Raw genomic sequence first — 16,670 nt, 5'->3', positions numbered from 1 at the left:
CAAGTCGCCAGCGCCGTACCCAGCGAGGTGTAGATACCTGCGCCCGTTGGCCGCCCCTCATTGCGCATTGATGTAATGAAACTGCGCCTGCGACTTCTCAACCGCCGCACGCACTTTGTCCTTCTGCGCATCGGTGCCCGAGTAGTAAATCTGCAGACCCTTCAAATCCTGCCCTTCGACGGCTTTGCCGATCACCGCAACGTCGACCGGCGTGCCAGCCCAGAGCTACCGTTGAGTTCACGGCCTCCCGTTCAACCTCGCGATCGACTACCATACCGCGCCGGTTCCCAAACGGGACTAATAGGGAATCCGAAGCGCGGTACCTGCGCGCCAATCGGAACTGCCCCCGCAACTGTAGGTGCTGAGCCTGCTCCTCGATGCCACTGGACCTTGTCCGGGAAGGCCGGAGCGTGGCGACGACGCATCAGTCAGGAGACCTGCCGGCTCAAGCTCAATCACTAACCGGCGGGGTGTCCGGGAAGGACATTCTTGCCTGTCTCTACCACAGCGCTCGAGGGTGTGTTTCCGAACCGTACCTCCCCAGTTCCACGTACGGTTCACTCGGAGATCGCCTCATGCTGCCACGCGTTACCGCCCTGCTCACCGGCATTGGCTACTGTGCCCTGGCCCACGCCGCGCCCACCCACTACCCATTGATCGTGGAAAACTGCGGCAGCAGCCTCACCTTCCAGCAAGCCCCCGCCCGTAGCGTGACCATCGGCCAGGCCGCCACCGAGATGCTGTATGCCTTGGGCGTGGGCGACAAAGTGGTCGGCACCTCGCTGTGGTTCAACAGTGTGTTGCCGCAATACAAAACGCAGAATGACCGCATCGAGCGCCTGGCCAACAACGAGCCGAGCTTCGAAGCCGTGATCGCCAAGCGCCCGCAACTGGTGGCCGCCGAGCTGGAATGGGTGGTCGGGCCGCAAGGCGTGGTCGGCACCCGCGAGCAATTCCATGAACTGAAGATCCCCACCTACTTGCTGCCCTCCGACTGTGAAGGCAAGGACAACCTGGTGGGCGCCGACGGCACACGGCTGGAGCCGTTCCGTATCGAAACTATCTATAAGAGCATCAGCCAACTGGCGCAGATTTTCGACGTTCAGGATCGCGGCCAGCAGTTGAACGATGAGCTCAAGGCACGCCTGGCCAAGTCCGTCGCCACGGTGCAAGGCAAAGGCCTCAAGCAGGCCAGCGCGCTGGTATGGTTCTCCAGTTCGGAGATGGCCAGCGACCCGTACGTGGCCGGCCATAAAGGCATTCCCGAATTCATGCTGCAAACCCTCGGCCTGTCCAACGTGGTGCAGTCCGATGAAGAGTGGCCCGCCGTCGGCTGGGAAACCATTGCCAAGGCTAACCCGACCTTCCTGGTGATCGCGCGCATGGACCGCCGCCGCTACCCCGCCGACGACCATGAAAAGAAACTGGCGTTTTTGCGCAGCGACCCGGTGACCCGCAACATGGACGCGGTGAAAAACAACCGTATCATCATCCTCGACGCCCTGGCGTTGCAGGCCAGTATCCGCATGTTCGACGGTCTTGAACAACTGGCCACGGCCATCGACGGCTACGACCTGCCTAAATGATGCGCACCCTGCTCGCCCTGGCCCTGCTCCTGGCCGCCGTACTTGCCGGCGTGGCCATCGGTGAAACCGCCATCTCGCCGCACGTGGTGCTCCAGGTACTCGCCAACAAACTGTGGGCGGCCGGCTACGTGCTCGACCCCATCGACGAAGGCGTGGTGTGGAACTACCGCCTCACCCGCGCCCTGGTCGCTGCCGCGTGCGGTGCGGGGCTGGCCACCTGCGGGGTGATCCTGCAATCGCTGTTGCGCAACCCGCTGGCCGATCCGTACCTGCTGGGCATCAGCGCTGGCGCTTCGACTGGCGCGGTGTTGGTGGCGTTGATGGGCGTGGGCGGTGGCTTGATTTCGTTGTCGGCCGGCGCATTCGTCGGCGCGATGGCGGCATTTGCGCTGGTGATCCTATTGGCGCGTGCCAGTGGTTCGGCCAGCGGCACCGGCCAGATCATCCTCGCCGGCATTGCCGGCTCGCAGCTGTTCAATGCACTCACCGCGTTTCTGATCACCAAGTCGGCCAGTTCCGAACAGGCGCGCGGCATCATGTTCTGGCTGCTGGGCAACCTCAGCGGCGTGCGCTGGCCCTCGGTGTGGCTGGCGGTGCCGGTAGCGGTCGCTGGGTTGGCCGTGTGCCTGTGGCACCGACGGGCGCTGGATGCGTTTACCTTCGGCAGCGACTCGGCGGCGTCACTTGGTATCCCGGTGCGCCGCGTGCAATTTGTGCTGGTGGGCTGCGCGGCCCTGGTGACGGCGGTGATGGTGTCGATTGTCGGCTCCATCGGCTTTGTCGGGCTGGTGATTCCCCACGCCGTGCGCTTGCTGCTCGGCACCGGGCATTCACGCCTGCTGCCGGCGAGTGCGTTGGGCGGTGCGCTGTTTTTGATTGCGGCGGACGTGCTTTCACGCACCTTGATCAAGGGCCAGGTGATTCCCGTCGGCGTGGTCACTGCGCTGGTCGGCGCGCCGGTATTTGCGCTGATCCTGATCGGACGGAGGAATGCGCGATGAGCGTACTGAGCTGCACCGGACTGGGCTTCAAGGTGCGTGAGGTCGAGCTGCTGCGCGATATCCACTTGGACGTTCAGCTGGGTGAAACCTTGGGGATTGTCGGGCCGAATGGCTCCGGCAAGTCCACTTTGCTCAAGCTGCTCGCCGGTCTGCGCACGCCGGCGTCTGGCGACGTGTTGCTGGGCGGCCAGGGCCTGGGCACGCTGTCCCGCCGCGCCATCGCCCAGCAACTGGCGGTGGTGGAACAACAGGCCGACACCGACGACGCCATCCGCGTGTTCGACGCCGTGGCGCTGGGCCGTACGCCGTGGCTGTCGGCGCTGAGCCCGTGGTCCAGCGACGACGACGCCATCGTGAACCAGGCCTTGCATGACGTCGACGCCACCCACCTGAGCCAACGCGCCTGGCGCAGTCTCTCGGGCGGTGAACGCCAACGGGTGCACATCGCCCGTGCGTTGGCGCAACGGCCGCAGATCCTGTTGTTGGATGAGCCGACCAATCACCTGGATATCCAGCATCAATTGGGGATCTTGAAGGGTGTGCAAGGCTTGCCCGTCACCACCCTGATTGCCCTGCATGACCTCAACCAGGCGCTCACCTGCGACCGCTTGGCGGTGCTGGATCACGGGCGGTTGGTCGCCCTGGGCAAACCGCTGGAAGTGCTGACGCCGCAGCGGTTGCAGGAGACGTTCGGGGTGCAGGCGCATTACCTGACAGACCCGTTCGATGGGGCGCAGATACTGCGGCTACGCCCAAACTGATCAACGCATCCCATTGTAGGAGCCGGCTTGCCGGCGATACGGCCAGACCTGCTTGCATCTCTGTTTACTGCCACACCGCCATCGCCGGCAAGCCGGCTCCTACAGTGGGCGGTGGTGTTAGAGAGTGCGCTGCATATGCGTCGTGCGCCACACCGGGTCAGCGTCCACATCCACCACCTCGAACCCCTGCCGAAGCCAAAAATCAATCGCCCCCGGCAGAAACGGATGGGTGTGCAGGTACATCACTGCGACCCGTTGTGCCTTGGCCTGCGTCTCCAGCGCACGGTACAACTCGCCCGCCAGACCAAAGCGGCGAAACGCCGGCAGCACAAACAGGCGCACCACCTCCACGGCCTTGCGGCCGTGGTAATTCAACTGCGGGAAACGCCCGTCATAGGGCAGGTAGCCGATGGCAGCGACGATCTGGCCCTCATCACGCGCGATCAGAAATCGCCCATCGCCGTGCAGATAAATCGCCTCGAAATCCGCCAAGTCCGCCGGCATGCCTGTCGCACAGAGCGTGGGAAACAGCTCGGCACGGGCTTGCAGCACAAACCTCACGACCTCAGGGATATCCGCCGCCGTGACCGCCTGAATGATGGGCCCTGGGCTCATGCAACCTCGATCTGCGTAATCCCTACCACGTGTGCCTGCTCCAGAATTTCCTCCGGCGTCGCATCCGCAGGCGGCAGGATCAAGCCATTCTCCGCATCGCCAAAATGCAACTGCAGCAGGTGCAACGCCGCTTCATGCACCGGCAATTGGGGTTGCTTGAGTTCGAACACATGGGTGCGGGGCTCGTTGTTGAACAAGTAGTCGAGGGTGAATTCGCGCATGGGGGAGTCCTTTTATAGAAGAAGAGCAACTGAACAACCTGACTAGGTGATCAGGTTTTAAGTTCCATGGACCAGCTTTGGCAACCTCCCCGACCGCATTTACTGACGCAACTCACACACTGCATTGCCCTTCATCCCCGACGCATGCACGCTCACATGGCGCACGCCGAAGCCCGGTTTTTGGACGAGCTTTTTCTCTTCCCAGGTGCCGCCGTTTTCGACTTGGTAGCCGATTGCGCCATCGGCTTGCCACGTCAGGCGTAGCGTATACACACCGTTTTGATCGGGAGCCCGATGGAAAAACATGTCGATCACCGGCTCCGCCTTGTTGAAGGTGCGCACCTGGAACAAGCGCAGGTCAGTGTCGGCGGGCGTGTAGCTGGACAGAAACAACGTATCGTCTTCAGCAGCATCCTCAGCGGCCGCGAGGATCACCGACGGCACCCACTTCTCGCCACGGTCCTGGGTGTCGGTAGTCACCTTGCAGGTCAACTGGCCCTTACCGGTAACGTCCTGGCGCCAGGCGGTCTCGTAGTAGCCGTAGGGCACATCGAAGCGCAATGTTTTCTCAGTGACTTGCTCGCAACCTGCCAGCAGGTACAGCGCCGACAAACCGATGAATCCTTGAAGAAACTTCACGTGCTTTCCTTGGCTTGATAGTAAGAGGCGAGAGGTTACCCGGCTTGTAGGAAAAAGTGGATCGATTTAGCCGGGCCGTTCCAGCTGTAGAGGCGGCGTGTTATACCTTCGCGCCACCTCTACAACTGCACAGGCGTTGACCACAAAGGTCAGCACCTCAGGAATGCGCTTGAGTGTTCATCCCGCCGTCATCCCCAGTCGGGCATCGATCCACTGGCGGCTGTTAGCAAGCACGCTACCTGCCATCACCACCGGAAAATGAATAAACCCATGCGCCGCCTCCGGCAACAGGTACGCTTCAGCCCCTGGCCACCGTTCAGCAATCAACAGAGTGTCATCCTTCAAAGGGTCCAGTTCCCCCACAAACATCAACGCCGGTGGCAGGCCCTCGAAGTCGCCATACAACGGTGACAGCGGCGGTCGCCGGCGCTCGTCATCGCTCAGCCCTGGCGTGAGCATGCGCAGCGCCTCGACCATGCCCGGGCCGTCTAGCAGCAAGGTGTCCGGCCCTGCCGCGCGTACGCTCGGAGTGCCGGTCAGGTCGTAGACGCCGTAATACAACACCGCGCCGCTCACCCGCTTGAGCAGTTCCGGCCATTGTTTCAACGCCAGCAATGTCGCCGCAGCCAAGTGCCCGCCGGCCGATTCGCCGACGACGATCACCGGCAGGCCGGCAAACTCATCGGTGGTGAGCAGCCAACGCGCGGCCGCCAGGCAGTCGACCATCAGGCCCTCGACGGGCGTGTCGACCGCCAGCCGATAGTCCACCGACACCACCGCCACGTCGCAGGCGTTGACCATGCCCAGGTTGAGGTCGTCATCCATCTGTGCATTGCCGATCACCCAGCCGCCGCCGTGGATATCCAGCACCACGCCCTTGGGTTTGCCGCTCGGCCGCAAGATACGCACCGGGACGGAGTCGACTGTTTTGCATTCCGCCCGTGGCGCTTTTTTGATCTTTTGACTGGCGCGCAACAGCGCCTGGATCAAACGCGGCGTAATGCGATTGCGGATTTTAAAGCGCGGCATCCACGCGAGTTTCTGGTTGAAACCACGCATCTCGGCCCGTTCAGGCTCACTGGCGGGCCAGGGTTTATAAGCCATCAACGGTTATTCCGCAGGATCGAGAAGTTCAGCGCCGCCGCCACACACAGCCACGCCAGGTACGGGAACAGGATCAGGCCGGTGATCAGGTCCAGGCGCACTGCCAACACCACCATCGCCGCCACGGTCACCCACAGCGCCGCAATGATCACCATCCCGGCGAGGATGCGATGGGCGCCAAAAAACACCGGTGTCCACAGCGTGTTCAACGCAATCTGCGCCGCCCACAGCGCCAGCACCATTTGGCTGCCGGGGATAAGGCTGAGGCGATAACCGGCCCAGGCCAGCAACAGGTAGATGATCGTCCAGGCCACCGGGAACAGCCAATTGGGCGGGGTGAAGCTGGGCTTGACGAGGGATTCGTACCAGGCACCGGGCTTGAAGAGCATGCCGGTACTGGCGGCGGCGACACAGGCGAGCAGGAAGATGAAGAAAGTCATGGTCGGTCCTTGGCTGAGCATTTCAAGCTTGGACGTGTCGCACACGGGTAAAAGTTCACTGCCGATCTTCCGGTGGGCACTGGCAGTGCGGGGTATCTTTATCGCCTGACCTACCGCTTTCGCAGCCTTGCTAACGCTAGTCAGGCGCCACAATCCTCAACCAAGGCCACCGCGCCTGATAACTGCTGGCCTTGCGCGCAAACAACTCCCGCTCCGGATGCAGTGGGTTGATGCGCAGCACCCCCTGCTCCACATCCTCCAGGCCATAGGGCGCGTACACCTCGCCCGTCGCAATCTCCAGGCCGATGCACGTACCCGCCACCAGGTAACGGTCAATCCCCTGCTTGGCGGTGTGCAACTGCGGATAAGGCCGGCCGAACCGCTGGCCGTACCAAAGGTGAACCCGTGCCTGGTTCTTCACCTCGACGTTTACGCCCAGGTCCTGGAACAGCGCCTCGGCCGCGCGGATCACCGCATCCTCCGCCTCGTAAGACAGGTCCGTGTCGAAGTAGAAAACGTCGTAGTCCTTCACGCCCTGTTCAGCAGGCAAATTCGACTGATGATTCCACACCGCCTGGAACAGACAGCCCGCCGTCAGAAAGCACTGGTCCACCCCAAGATCGGGCAGGCGCGCGGTAATTTCAGCGTTGATGGGGTTGGCCATGGCCAGGTCAAGCAGGGTGTTGACGGTCAATGTCATGTGCATTCCTTACTATCGGTGCTGCGTCAGGTAACCCCTGCATCTTCGTTATTTTCGGTGACGATTGGAATATTCAAACCGGCCCGGACGTTCTGACAGTCACGCGCCCCACCTGTGAAGGGGCGCTGCCTGTGGCTGGGGCACTCGGCTCAATCCGACGCCCGAGCGTGCGTGCGCCTGCCGCAGCAACACGCCAGCACCCATTGGCAAACGTTGAAGCCTAACCTTTCAACTCACTCGCCCGATGACTCGCCGCGTCGTCGTAGGCCACATACAACGACTCGGCGATCTGGCTTTTGATCGCCTTGGCCGCCTCAAGGCCCAGCACAAAGCCTTCGGCCTTGCCGCCAGCGCGGTTGAGTTCTTCGTGAGTGGACGCGCCGGTGATGGCGTCGAGGAGCTTGGTGGCGTGGGGGCCTACGCCTTTAGGAAGGCTGATCTGGTCAATGGACATGGGCGATACCTTGCAAGAGAGAAATCGGTAGCGCGTGAAACCACTGCCGGGCAGGCATGGTAGACCGGTTTGCAACGAAACGGGCTGGTTTCGGCGGTGGCGCCGGCAACGACACCTGCAACGGGCGCACGCCCCATCATGAGGAGGGCTAAAGTTTCAGTGAATTCAATTCAGTTCCGCTCATGTTGTAGCCCTGCCTAAAATGCACCCCACTTAAAGACAGGTTATAGACCGCTGAACAAGCACCTGAACACTCAATACGTTCAGGCTCTATCGCGGCAATCAGGGTGTGGGGTCACAATGAACAAAGAGTTTGCATTTACGGTCAAGAGCATTCGTTTCGACGAGCACTACCACCCCGCCGAAAATACGCGCATCACGACCAACTTTGCTAACTTGGCAAGGGGAGCAAGCCGTCAAGAAAACCTGCGTAACACGTTAAGGATGATTGACAACCGCTTCAACGCCTTGGCCCATTGGGACAACCCCAAGGGCGATCGTTATACGGTGGAGCTTGAAATCATTTCGGTCGAAATGGATATTTCTGTTCAACGCAGTGGCCACGCCATTCCTTTGATTGAAATATTGAAAACCAACATTGTCGATCGAAAAACCAACGAACGCGTGGCAGGCATTGTCGGCAATAACTTTTCCTCTTACGTACGCGACTACGACTTCAGCGTGCGCTTGCTGGAGCACAACAAGGACCAACCCCACTTCAGCACGCCCGCAGACTTTGGCGAGTTGCACGGAAAGTTGTTCAAGAGCTTCGTCAATTCAAGCACTTACAAAGAGCACTTCACCAAGCCGCCTGTCATCTGCCTGAGTGTGTCGAGTGCCAAGACCTACCATCGCACCGAAAACCTGCACCCTGTACTGGGCGTTGAATACCAGCAAGATGAATATTCCCTGACGGATGAATACTTCAACAAGATGGGGCTGAAGGTCCGCTATTTCATGCCTGCCAATAGCGTTGCGCCCCTGGCTTTTTATTTTTCCGGCGATCTGCTCAGCGACTACACCACGCTTGAGCTGATCAGCACCATCAGCACCATGGACACCTTCCAGAAGATTTACCGCCCGGAGATCTACAACGCCAACTCTGCAGCCGGCAAATCCTATCAACCCAGCCTGCAACACCAGGACTATTCACTGACGCGGATTGTTTACGACCGCGAAGAGCGCAGCCGACTGGCCATTGAACAGGGCAAGTTTGTTGAAGAAAACTTCATCAAACCCTACCAGTCGGTGCTGGAGCAATGGTCTGCCAACCACGCGCGTTGATTCATTTAAAAGACAAGGTCACCCGTAATGAAAAAGTTATTGCCTACTTCAACCGCCGGCAGCTTGCCTAAACCGTCCTGGCTGGCACAACCCGAGACGCTCTGGTCGCCCTGGAAACTGCAAGAAAACGAGCTGATCGAGGGCAAACAAGACGCCCTGCGTTTGTCACTGCAAGAACAGCAAAACGCCGGCATTGATATCGTCAGTGATGGTGAACAAACGCGCCAACACTTCGTCACCACCTTTATCGAGCACCTCGGCGGCGTTGATTTCGAGAAGCGCGAAACCGTCAGAATCCGTGATCGTTATGACGCGAGCGTGCCAACGGTGGTGGGTGCTGTCACGCGTCAAAAGCCCGTGTTTGTCGAAGACGCCAAGTTCCTGCGCCAGCAAACCACGCAACCCATCAAATGGGCGCTGCCAGGCCCCATGACCATGATCGATACGCTGTACGACAACCACTATAAAAGTCGCGAAAAACTGGCCTGGGAATTCGCCAAGATCCTCAACGAAGAGGCCAGGGAACTGGAAGCGGCGGGCGTCGATATCATCCAGTTCGACGAGCCGGCCTTTAACGTGTTCTTTGATGAGGTGAATGACTGGGGCGTTGCCACCCTGGAACGCGCAATCGAAGGCCTTAAATGTGAAACCGCGGTGCATATCTGCTACGGCTATGGCATCAAGGCCAACACCGATTGGAAAAAGACACTCGGATCAGAGTGGCGCCAATACGAAGAGGCCTTCCCCAAGCTGCAAAAATCCAGCATCGATATCGTCTCGCTCGAGTGCCACAACTCCCATGTGCCCATGGAGCTCATCGAACTCATTCGCGGTAAAAAAGTGATGGTCGGTGCCATCGACGTGGCCAACCATGCCATCGAGACGCCCGAGGAAGTCGCCAATACCCTGCGCAAAGCCCTGCAGTTCGTGGACGCCGACAAGCTATACCCGTGCACCAACTGCGGCATGGCGCCCCTGCCCCGTCAGGTTGCGAGAGGCAAGCTGAAGGCGTTGAGTGCCGGCGCAGAAATCATCCGCCGAGAACTGTCGAACTAGTGCCCACCATGTCACGTTCCAGCCAGGCCATCGAGCCATTGAGCTTTCGCGAAGCGCTCGGGCACTACGCCTCCGGCATCACCGTGATTACGTCGCACATCGATGACGAACCGATTGGTTTCACTTGCCAGTCGTTCTACAGCGTGTCGATGAACCCACCGCTGGTGTCCTTCAGCGTCATGTCCAATTCCGCCAGCTATCCCAAAATCCGCCAGGCCGGTCGATTCGCCGTCAATATCCTCTCGGGTGAGCAGGTCAGGATCTCCAACCAGTTCGCGCGGCGTGGCACCGACAAGTGGCACGACGTCGACTGGCAGGCATCGCCGCTGGGCAACCCGATCATCGCCGGCAGCCTGCATTGGCTGGATTGCGACATTCACGCCGAACACGTCGCCGGTGATCATCTGATCGTGATTGGCGAGGTGAAAGCACTGAACCTGCAAGAGGTAGCGGCGACGCAGCCGTTGCTGTATTTCAAAGGGCAATATTGCAACATCGCCGCGCCTGACGCGGTTTGAGCCTTTACCCGCGCCGCCCTCGCAAAGGGCGGCCGCTGTCCCAATCCCACGCATAAAGCGGCCCGATCCCGCGCGCCAAAAAAAATCCCCCGACGCATGCTGGCTTTCGACACGTCAGCCGCGCTGGCGTGCAGCAGTCCTTTAAGACCGATCAAAAACAATCAAAGAGGTTCTTATGCCCGTGCTCCCTCGCCCGTCGTCGCGCCTGGCGCGCCACCCTTTTCGGGCCATGATGTGTGCTTCAACACTCGCACTGTCGCTGTCCGCCTGCGCCACCCCACCCTACCCGCATGCCCAGGAACCGATTGGAGACGTGCAGGCCATCTACGACGGCAAACTCAGCCCCGAACTGGCAGTGACCACCTTCCGCAATACCGACCGCTTGTTCCCGGTGCGCACCATCAAGGCGGGAGGCCATCCGTTCCCCCTACCGCGCAGCAGCCAGCCGCTGGCCCCCGTGGCATTCGACTTCAAAGGCAAGCACTACAGCCTCGATGACTACGTGGTGACCAACCGCGTAGCGGGCCTGCTGGTGCTCAAGGACGGCAAGATCGTCGATGAGCGCTACGCACACGGCAACACCGCCGAGACCCGCTGGATGTCGATGTCGGTGGCCAAATCCGTCACCTCCACCCTGGTCGGCGCAGCCCTGCAGGACGGCGCCATCAAAAGCCTGGATGACAAAGTCACCCGCTACCTGCCGGCACTGGCCGGCAGCGCCTACGACCAGGTCACCGTGCGGCAAATCCTGGCCATGCGTTCCGGGGTCAAATGGAACGAGAAATACACCGACCCCACCTCCGACGAACGCCACCTGATCCAACTGCGCAGCGAACAAGTCACCGGCTCCCTGCTCAAGTTCATGGCCACCCTCTCCACCGCAGCGCCACCCGGCACGCGCACCAACTACAGCACCGGCGAAACCCAAGTGCTGGGCCAACTGGTCAGCGCCGCCGTGGGCAAACCCCTCACCCAATACCTGAGCGAAAAAATCTGGGCGCCCTACGGCATGCAGACCGACGCCAAATGGTGGCTCGACGGCGCCAATGGCAACGAAGTGGGCGGCAGCGGCATCAGCGCGACGCTTGAGGATTACGGCCGCTTCGGCCAATTCGTACTCAGCGGCGGCAAGGCCGGTGGCAAGCAAGTGTTGCCGGAAGGCTGGTTGAGCTTCGCCAGCGCCGTCACCGGTTCAGATGGCGCCTACGGCGAGTTCGCCTCCATGTGGTGGCCGGGCTGGACCGACGCGTCCAAGGCCGACAAAGCCTTCACCGCCGCCGGCACCTTTGGCCAGTACCTCTACATCAACCCGACCAAAAACGTGGTGATCGTGGTGTGGCAGGCGCAGACCCAGCCGACTGGCGGCGAGGTGATCGACGACATGGTCGCGTTTGACGCCATCGCCAAGGTGCTGCCGTAACGTAAAAAGGGCGCGAGCCATGCTGACGCTGGCCCGCCCCCTCAATCACCGCCCCAACACCCCTTTCACAAACTCCACAAAACTGCGCACCTTCGGCGTCACCTGCCGACCCGCCGTGTACAGTAAGTTCATCGGCAACACCGGCACACTGTAGTCCGGCAACAACGCCACCAACGTACCCTTGCGCAGCGCGTCGTTCACCAACTCCTGGGGCAACAACACCACGCCCAACCCCGCCACCGCCGCCGACAACAGCGGGTCACCCTGATTAATCGTCAAACGGCTTGTAATCGGCACCTCCACCCGCCCCTCTGGCCCGTCGAACTGCAAATGCGAGCGCCCGTCCGAATAGGCAAACGCCAGGCACTCATGCTCCTGCAAATCCCAAGGTGTGGTGATGGCGGGCCGCCGCGCCAGATAAGCCGGCGCCGCGCACAACAGCATCTGGTACGGCTTGAGGGGCAAAGCGGTCAGGCCGCTGTCGCTCAGCTCACCGATGCGAAACACCACGTCGTAGCCGTCTTCCACCAGGTCGATCAGCTCGTTGGACAAGGTCAAGTCCACCGACACCTGCGGGTACTTGACCATATATTCCAGCAAACGCGGCGCCAGGGTGCTTACGCCAAACGTGACCGGCGCGTTGATGCGCAGGCGCCCGCTGGGCACGCCACGGGTGACGGCGGCCATTTCTTCGGCGGCGTCCATGTCCGCCAAAATCAGCTTGGCGCGCTGGTAAAACGTGCGCCCAAAGTCGGTCAGGCTCTGCTTGCGCGTGGTGCGGTTGAGCAGTGACACACCGAGGTGCTGCTCCAGCATCTTCACCTGCTTGCCGATCAATTGCGGCGACAGGTTCAACTCATCCGCCACCGCACTGAACGAGCCCAGCTCCACAGCTTTGACGAAAGTGGCCATCAAGGTAAGGCGGTCCATTGGAAACCCATTGTTTCTAGTGTTGCGCCATCCTAGGCCTTTATCTCACGTCTTCCCAAGCCTAAATTGAACGCCTTATCGATCAACACCGAGGTCTACCCCCATGCCACGCATTGTCCGAATCCACGCCTACGGCGACGCCAGCGTCTTGAAACTCGAAGACATCGACGTCCCCGCCCCCGCCGCCGATGAAGTGCAAATCGACGTCAAAGCCTTCGGCCTCAACCGCGCCGAAGTGATGTTCCGCAACCACGCCTACCTGCAAGAAGCCGAATTCCCCAGCCGCCTGGGCTACGAAGCGGCCGGCATAGTCACCGCCATCGGCGCCAACGTCAGCAGCCTCCAAGTGGGCGACGCCGTCAGCGTCATCCCACCGCTGGACATCGCCCGCTGGGGCACCTACGGCGAAGTCGCCAACGTGCCCGCCCACCTCACCGTCAAACACCCACAAAACCTCAGCTTCGTCCAAGCCGCTGCCTCGTGGATGCAATACGTCACCGCCTGGGGCGCCCTGGTCGAACAAGCCAAACTCACCACAGGCGACTTCGTACTGGTCACCGCCGCCTCCAGCAGCGTCGGCCTCGCCGCCTTCCAGATCGCCCGCAGCGTCGGCGCCACCGCCATCGCCGTCACCCGCACCCGCGCCAAACAACAAGCCCTGCTCGACGCCGGCGCCCACCACGTCATCGTCAGCGACGAAGAAGACCTGGTGCAACGCGTGATGCAACTGACCGACGGCAAAGGCGCCCGCGTCGTGTTCGACCCCATCGGCGGGCCGGGTTTTGAAGCACTCACCCAAAGCATGGCCCAGGGCGGGATCTTGTTGGAGTACGGCGCGTTGAGCTCCGAGCCGACGCCGTTTCCGTTGTTTACCGTGTTGGGGAAATGTTTGACGCTCAAGGGGTATTTGTATGCCGAGATCGTCGGTGACCCGGCTGCGTTGGAACGGGCTAAGGCGTTCATCTTGGATGGGCTTGCGTCGGGCGCATTGGCGCCTGTGATTGCGAAGACGTTTGGGTTGGATGAGGTGCAGGACGCGCACAGGTATTTGGAGGCGAACCAGCAAGTGGGGAAGGTGGTGGTGACGGTGTGAGGGCGATGTCCTAGGACATTTCCCAAAGCTAGGTAGTGGGTTGCTCGATTGCCTACGCGTGCGTCAGAATCCGCCGGCTTGTGTGCTGGGGTGGTGGAATCTATGGTTGCGCAGTCGCTGAATTTTTTGGTGATCGGGTTTAGTAGCCTGATGGTTCAATTACGTTGAGTGCACAAGCTTCATCAATCTGACATTCCTGTCGGTGCTTGATGGTGGCTGTGCGTAGGGCGCCTTCGGGCGCGCCGGCTTTGCGTAATTCCCCGGTCTACTAACCTGCGTACAGCTGCCACCCTTTCGTTTAGTAGTGATGGGGTGACGGCCCGACTTGGGAATTACGAATATGTGCAAAGCCTCATCTGACCCAACCGTCCTATTTACCGTCAGTTTCGACGCGAGTACTGAAAGCCTCATTACCAATAGCTACGAGACCTTTAGCTCGGTTAGCACTCTTCTACTCGACCTCTCGGAAGACCTCAGCGGTAAGCACCGTGACATTGCACTGGCGATTCACCAACTGAGCGAATTGGGCATGCTGATGACGGCAAGACTCCTCGACCGCGAAGCACCGTGCCCTCCTTGAATAACAGAAATTCCAGTCACTAGCGGACTGCTCGCCGAATCGTCGTATGCGGGAGTTACGATTAGGCGACTTTGCTTCCCATGAAATCGATGAACTCCGGAGCAGGTCTAAACTCCCGGCTTTACCTATGTAGTTCAGGGCCTGCTTTCGGCCAGAAGCGGTCATTTAGACAGGAAAAAACAAACCGGCTCGCTAACCCCGCTTTTTGACCGGCATCGGCCAATGCTTTAGACCTTCCTCAGCGTACTTGCTTAGGCCAGGGTCGAGCTGTTGTGTCATGAGTTCCAAAGCTACCTTTGAATCGCTAGAGCCAATACGCGCTAATGCATAAGCGCACTTGCGCTGGAACTCTTCCAGGTTGCCCCACCTGATCAGGTGCTCGAAATTTTTCTGCGCGGCTTCCGTAATCGCGTACGTCGCGCAGTTTTCCCCGATTAACCCCAACTCGAAAACGATGTCTTCATGCTCTTCATGCCAGTCTTCCAGCAGGAGCTTCGCCAAAAGTGGCGCGGTAATTTGTGCGTCGACGCCGACGAGTGCAGCCCAGAAGGCCGCACCGTCTTTGGCCCGCAAAGCGGACTCAGTTTTCTCATACAGCCCGCTCATGGGAACTTTGCTCCTGGCTATAAACAGATATCTGGAAAACGGCAGTGTGAATCGCCCTCAGTTTTCCAGACACATCCAAGGTCTGCAATTGGCAGATTACTGCCTGTCGCGACCGGCTGAAAACGACCCAACGCAGCCAGTGACAATTGGCAGTGACCGACCAGAATCGGTCGATCGTGAGGTGGAGCCGAGCCCGTTCCGCTACCCGGTAGACGCAACGCTTAAAGCGAATAAACACTTCACGTGTTTACTCGTAGATTTTTCCGCAGTACAAAAAATTAGCGAATTGCCCCCAAGGATTGGAGGCTTGAAGCCCTTGATCGACGCCAAAATTACTGGCCTCGGCCCATGCAATAGCTCCGTCCAGGAATGCTTCTATCGTCCCGTTTTCCCAGTCACCATTCGATTTGTCTTCCGCCAGGGCGTGGGCAAAAGCCAGAAAGGAATTGGCGTCCTTGACCTGATCCAATTGCTCATGAAGCTCCATGGGTTCCTCCGCTCAATGTCATAAGTAGCTCGTCGGATTATCCATCGAGCGACTCACGTCCGCTACGGGTCGTTTTCTGCCTCTCGCGACCGGCAGAGAACGGCCAGAAGCGGACGTATTGGCGTTTGTGTAGTATCTGCCTCTCTTCCCACCTGTATGAGGTGCCCGATGTCTAGCCGACACTCCCCATCCCCTACAAGAGCTGCCCTAGACCTGCAAAACGCACGTTCGCTTTTGGGAAAGCGGCTGAGTGTGCTGCTGCACGATCAGTACTATTTCAACGACGAGAAAGATCTGGGAGACATAGGTTCTCTAGAGTGGCGTTTTGGCGAGCGAGAAGTTGTATCCATGTATCTCTTGAGTGATGGCGAGAGAGTAGGCGCGGACTTGTTGCCTTCTTATACGCCGGCTGCCTTCGAGATAGAGCCGAACGTGACCTGCTCCTGGAAGAGGGAAAACCTACTTGCAGGTCTATCAGCAACCCACCTCGAGAACACAAAAATTTGCGCAGTTGAGGGGATTCTTGACTCTTTCAACGGGCAAGAGCCTTGGCTGGCCGGATTCAGAGTTACGTTCGAGACCGGTGACTCATTGATCTACCTTAACCAGGGCGACGACGCCGTCGTATTGATTAATGCGCTACCGCCAGTAAGTGTAGGTCTCGAAACCCGCTTCGTTACCTCAATTTAATGACAGCTATGGGTCGACTCCCGCCCATAGTGAACGGCAGAGTTCGGTCAAGGTGGACCCGCGAGCTATGCCAGCATATGAAGCATGTCTATGAACATCGGACCTGAGAGATCACGTATCTCTCCGTCGTCAGCAACCAAGCAACCTACAGCGCCAGCGAATGACTCTTGGTCATACGCTGGGATGTCCAAGCTGCAAATGATCCTATAACGGAACAGCCAGCCGCAGGCGACCCGACCGCACAGTTCTACCGTTTGATGATAGCCATCAACGGACAGGGGACGGGCACCGTGGGTCTGCGCAAGGTTATATGCTGCACTGTCGGTAGATTCGCGTTGGGAAGATTCGTTGCTCATACGCACTCGAAATGGCTGGTATAGCAGTCGATTATCTACTCATTTGGTTTGAATGTCTGGGCACCCGCTCTGGGTCGATTACGGTCCTCGCTACAGGCAGAGATCGGCCAAAAGCGGCCTTCGATCCAC

Annotated in this window: 21 protein-coding genes and 1 riboswitch; of the genes, 10 read left to right on the top strand and 11 right to left on the bottom strand. The window is 59.6% G+C overall.

Annotated elements, in window-relative coordinates; genetic code table 11:
- Positions 1-57 precede the first annotated feature (57 nt).
- Positions 58-195 (bottom strand): hypothetical protein, encoded by a 138-nt coding sequence (locus tag AC0IYN_RS20585; protein WP_406599395.1) that lies wholly within the window; start codon positions 193-195, stop codon positions 58-60.
- Between the two features lie 69 nt (positions 196-264).
- Positions 265-459, top strand: a riboswitch (cobalamin riboswitch).
- Positions 460-575: 116 nt separating this feature from the next.
- Between AC0IYN_RS20585 and AC0IYN_RS20580 the strand changes: the two genes are divergently transcribed.
- From AC0IYN_RS20580 to AC0IYN_RS20570, 3 genes are read left to right on the top strand one after another with little or no spacing between them, the layout of a single operon-like run.
- Complete coding sequence (locus tag AC0IYN_RS20580) at positions 576-1,586, top strand: ABC transporter substrate-binding protein (protein WP_457248650.1); 1,011 nt, start codon at positions 576-578, stop codon at positions 1,584-1,586.
- The gene (locus tag AC0IYN_RS20575) at positions 1,583-2,587 is read left to right on the top strand and encodes a FecCD family ABC transporter permease (protein WP_100490166.1); all 1,005 of its coding nucleotides are present in this window, start codon (positions 1,583-1,585) and stop codon (positions 2,585-2,587) included. Before AC0IYN_RS20580 ends, AC0IYN_RS20575 begins: the two co-directional genes overlap by 4 nt.
- Complete coding sequence (locus tag AC0IYN_RS20570; protein ID WP_457238564.1) at positions 2,584-3,348, top strand: ABC transporter ATP-binding protein; 765 nt, start codon at positions 2,584-2,586, stop codon at positions 3,346-3,348. The genes AC0IYN_RS20575 and AC0IYN_RS20570 overlap by 4 nt, the downstream gene beginning before the upstream one ends.
- Positions 3,349-3,465: 117 nt before the next feature.
- Here AC0IYN_RS20570 and AC0IYN_RS20565 read toward each other — a convergent pair whose 3' ends face one another.
- The 7 genes from AC0IYN_RS20565 to AC0IYN_RS20535 form a co-directional block, all read right to left on the bottom strand.
- Positions 3,466-3,963 carry a GNAT family N-acetyltransferase gene (locus AC0IYN_RS20565; RefSeq protein WP_457238563.1) on the bottom strand — a complete coding sequence of 166 codons (498 nt, stop codon included), beginning with the start codon at positions 3,961-3,963 and terminating at the stop codon, positions 3,466-3,468.
- Entirely contained in the window at positions 3,960-4,184 is a 225-nt protein-coding gene (locus AC0IYN_RS20560; protein WP_457238562.1) for a hypothetical protein, read from the bottom strand. Before AC0IYN_RS20560 ends, AC0IYN_RS20565 begins: the two co-directional genes overlap by 4 nt.
- A 99-nt stretch (positions 4,185-4,283) precedes the next feature.
- Positions 4,284-4,823, bottom strand: coding sequence for a hypothetical protein (locus AC0IYN_RS20555; protein ID WP_406599400.1), 540 nt, complete (start codon positions 4,821-4,823; stop codon positions 4,284-4,286).
- 177 nt (positions 4,824-5,000) lie between these two features.
- Positions 5,001-5,927 carry an alpha/beta hydrolase fold domain-containing protein gene (locus tag AC0IYN_RS20550; protein ID WP_471842940.1) on the bottom strand — a complete coding sequence of 309 codons (927 nt, stop codon included), beginning with the start codon at positions 5,925-5,927 and terminating at the stop codon, positions 5,001-5,003.
- Positions 5,927-6,367, bottom strand: a complete 441-nt coding sequence (gene tspO, locus AC0IYN_RS20545; protein WP_406599402.1) for a tryptophan-rich sensory protein TspO — start codon at positions 6,365-6,367, stop codon at positions 5,927-5,929. Before tspO ends, AC0IYN_RS20550 begins: the two co-directional genes overlap by 1 nt.
- Positions 6,368-6,503: 136 nt before the next feature.
- A complete protein-coding gene (locus AC0IYN_RS20540; RefSeq protein ID WP_406599403.1) occupies positions 6,504-7,067 on the bottom strand; it encodes a nucleotidyltransferase family protein in 564 nt (187 codons plus the stop codon).
- A 220-nt stretch (positions 7,068-7,287) separates the two neighbouring features.
- Positions 7,288-7,521 (bottom strand): hypothetical protein, encoded by a 234-nt coding sequence (locus AC0IYN_RS20535; protein WP_406599404.1) that lies wholly within the window; start codon positions 7,519-7,521, stop codon positions 7,288-7,290.
- Positions 7,522-7,821: 300 nt separating this feature from the next.
- Here AC0IYN_RS20535 and AC0IYN_RS20530 point away from each other — a divergent pair, with 300 nt between their 5' ends.
- The 4 genes from AC0IYN_RS20530 (at position 7,822) to AC0IYN_RS20515 (ending at position 11,799) form a co-directional block, all read left to right on the top strand.
- Positions 7,822-8,805, top strand: coding sequence for a DUF1852 domain-containing protein (locus AC0IYN_RS20530; protein ID WP_457248653.1), 984 nt, complete (start codon positions 7,822-7,824; stop codon positions 8,803-8,805).
- A 27-nt stretch (positions 8,806-8,832) separates the two neighbouring features.
- On the top strand, positions 8,833-9,861 hold the full coding sequence (locus tag AC0IYN_RS20525) for a methionine synthase (protein WP_457266983.1): 1,029 nt from the start codon (positions 8,833-8,835) through the stop codon (positions 9,859-9,861).
- Between the two features lie 8 nt (positions 9,862-9,869).
- Positions 9,870-10,379, top strand: a complete 510-nt coding sequence (locus tag AC0IYN_RS20520) for a flavin reductase family protein (protein ID WP_471842932.1) — start codon at positions 9,870-9,872, stop codon at positions 10,377-10,379.
- A gap of 175 nt (positions 10,380-10,554) precedes the next feature.
- Positions 10,555-11,799 carry a serine hydrolase domain-containing protein gene (locus AC0IYN_RS20515; RefSeq protein ID WP_471842930.1) on the top strand — a complete coding sequence of 415 codons (1,245 nt, stop codon included), beginning with the start codon at positions 10,555-10,557 and terminating at the stop codon, positions 11,797-11,799.
- 45 nt (positions 11,800-11,844) lie between these two features.
- On the opposite strand, the gene AC0IYN_RS20510 is transcribed toward AC0IYN_RS20515, so the two are convergent.
- Positions 11,845-12,729, bottom strand: coding sequence for a LysR family transcriptional regulator (locus AC0IYN_RS20510; protein ID WP_406599409.1), 885 nt, complete (start codon positions 12,727-12,729; stop codon positions 11,845-11,847).
- 103 nt (positions 12,730-12,832) lie between these two features.
- On the opposite strand from AC0IYN_RS20510, the gene AC0IYN_RS20505 reads away from it, so the two are divergent.
- Both AC0IYN_RS20505 and AC0IYN_RS20500 read left to right on the top strand, forming a co-directional pair.
- Complete coding sequence (locus tag AC0IYN_RS20505; RefSeq protein ID WP_471842923.1) at positions 12,833-13,822, top strand: zinc-dependent alcohol dehydrogenase family protein; 990 nt, start codon at positions 12,833-12,835, stop codon at positions 13,820-13,822.
- A 340-nt stretch (positions 13,823-14,162) separates the two neighbouring features.
- Entirely contained in the window at positions 14,163-14,402 is a 240-nt protein-coding gene (locus AC0IYN_RS20500; protein WP_457248657.1) for a DUF6124 family protein, read from the top strand.
- Positions 14,403-14,594: 192 nt separating this feature from the next.
- Here AC0IYN_RS20500 and AC0IYN_RS20495 read toward each other — a convergent pair whose 3' ends face one another.
- Both AC0IYN_RS20495 and AC0IYN_RS20490 read right to left on the bottom strand, forming a co-directional pair.
- Positions 14,595-15,008: a hypothetical protein gene (locus AC0IYN_RS20495; protein ID WP_034104958.1), complete on the bottom strand. Its 414-nt coding sequence runs from the start codon at positions 15,006-15,008 to the stop codon at positions 14,595-14,597.
- A 247-nt stretch (positions 15,009-15,255) separates the two neighbouring features.
- Positions 15,256-15,495 carry a DUF7660 family protein gene (locus AC0IYN_RS20490; RefSeq protein ID WP_093547024.1) on the bottom strand — a complete coding sequence of 80 codons (240 nt, stop codon included), beginning with the start codon at positions 15,493-15,495 and terminating at the stop codon, positions 15,256-15,258.
- Positions 15,496-15,747: 252 nt separating this feature from the next.
- On the opposite strand from AC0IYN_RS20490, the gene AC0IYN_RS20485 reads away from it, so the two are divergent.
- The gene (locus AC0IYN_RS20485) at positions 15,748-16,185 is read left to right on the top strand and encodes a hypothetical protein (protein WP_231986859.1); all 438 of its coding nucleotides are present in this window, start codon (positions 15,748-15,750) and stop codon (positions 16,183-16,185) included.
- The last annotated feature ends 485 nt before the right edge of the window (positions 16,186-16,670 follow it).

The sequence above is a fragment of the Pseudomonas sp. AC112 genome, assembly GCF_979253545.1.
The sequence above is the reverse complement of the archived record's forward strand: the minus strand, read 5'-3'. Positions and strand labels throughout refer to the sequence as shown.